Source organism: Mariniphaga anaerophila (assembly GCF_900129025.1).
Classification (GTDB): domain Bacteria; phylum Bacteroidota; class Bacteroidia; order Bacteroidales; family Prolixibacteraceae; genus Mariniphaga; species Mariniphaga anaerophila.
In genome coordinates this window covers 1-1,753 of record NZ_FQUM01000038.1, presented here as the reverse complement: position 1 = coordinate 1,753, position 1,753 = coordinate 1, and the positions used below count along the sequence as shown (strand labels likewise).

Genomic DNA, 1,753 nt, shown 5'->3' with positions numbered 1-1,753 from the left:
TTAAATTGGCGGTAACGGCCGGGTGCATGTTTGCGAAGCGGATTCCGAAGAGATTTTCCGTCCGGCAGGACGAAGAAAATCGAAACGAGAATCCGCAGCTGGCAAACCGCCAAAACCGCTATGCAATATGCACATTGTTACAGCGCGTTTTTGTCTTTATTTTCTTGTCAATTTTGTCAAGTTGTAAAATGTTGTTTTGGGGTTGCTCCACTCCTACTCCGTAATTTACTTTTTCCTATTTCCTTTTCCTTGTCCGTCTTGTTTTGCAAAAAAAGTCGGTGTCTGGTCGATTTCGCTCATTAATTGTCAATCGATTTTTGAGTTAAATGTATTCATTTTCCTGCCAATCTGGGCAACCAAAATTCGATATTCTTTCACTTTTTTCAAAGCTCCGCTTCCTCAGTTACATTTCATTTGTCGTTGAGGAATAATCTTTTCTGCTTTGCTCTTTTCTTTGTTTTCTTCTTTTCTTTCCAAAATCTGGCTGACTGTCCAGAAATCCTGTGTTTGTCTTTTCTCTTTTCCTCTCTTGTCTTTGTCTTTTTGCAATAGGTTTTTATTTGTTAGTCCGTTCCTTTTTCAAATGCGCTGGTAACGGTAAATTGTATGTTGTCGTTGCGGATTTGCGTGTGATTGTCCGTCCGCAGGACGAAAGACAATCATGCGGGAATCCGAGGCGACAACCTGCACCGAACTCCGCAATGCAATTTACAAAGTGTTAGCATTAGTTATTTAGGTAAAATTGTAAAATTTATTTCCATACAATCCTCATTTTTATATTCTGATTCTGGAGTTTCAGCCATTACAAGAATATATACATTTTTTCCTACCATGTCAATTGTGATTTCAAAATTAAATCGGTTTGATTCTTGAGTCATATCAATCTTCAAATGTGAATCTAAACGATATAAGATTTTCCTATCTTTTGGGTCATTTGCCTCAATTGTTAATTCATAATTATCCCCAGCTCTTAATATTGGTATTGGTTTAGGCATACTACGATTCCATGTGTTCCCTAAATTATCTGTTACTCTAATAATCTCGATAAAAAAATCATCTTTCATCTCATTCTTATTATGATAAATCGTTATTTGGTTTTTTAAGTCAGATGTTATTCCTTTTAATAAATACTCCTGAGATAATGTTAAGTTTCTCCCATGAGCAACTGAATTTCTAAAGTTCTCAATTTCGTTATGGAAAATTTCAAATCTCTTTTTATTCTTAAGTATTGGTAGGAATATTTCCCAATTTTTGAAAATTATTGTTTTTAGGTCATAAAAATCAGAATAATATATAATCCTATTTTCAGTTAAAATTCCTTTGTACTTTTTAAGTTCAATTTCTCTCTTTTCTATCCATTTTGAAATTCTTTCGTCAGAAACTTTATAGGGTGCATTATCATCGTCTCCAAGTTTGGTGATTATTAAAAGTCTTAATGTATTTTCATATTCAATGGTCATATCACTTTGAAGTTTAATGTCAATCAAAAACTAGTCTTAATTCTATAATGCATGCTGTTTTTTATAATTAATGCTAACGGTTGGTACATGTTGTCGGGGCGGATTTCGGAGAGCGTTCCTGTCCTAAGGACACGGAACTTCGATGCGAGAATCCGCAGCTGACGTACCACCGAACCCCGCCCTGCAATATGTACATTGTTATAGCCTGGTGTTTATTCAATTTTCATGTCCTCCCAACCTTTGTCATAATATTTTGAGTTTGGTGAAAATTCCGCCACTCCAATATCTAAATC

2 protein-coding genes are annotated in these 1,753 nt (G+C 35.1%); both read right to left on the bottom strand.

What is annotated here, in order from left to right:
- Positions 1–399: 399 nt before the first annotated feature.
- Positions 400–549, bottom strand: a complete 150-nt coding sequence (locus tag BUB08_RS20470; RefSeq protein WP_175550066.1) for a hypothetical protein — start codon at positions 547–549, stop codon at positions 400–402.
- Positions 550–728: 179 nt separating this feature from the next.
- Positions 729–1,460 carry a hypothetical protein gene (locus BUB08_RS19910; RefSeq protein WP_073003681.1) on the bottom strand — a complete coding sequence of 244 codons (732 nt, stop codon included), beginning with the start codon at positions 1,458–1,460 and terminating at the stop codon, positions 729–731.
- Between the last annotated feature and the right edge of the window lie 293 nt (positions 1,461–1,753).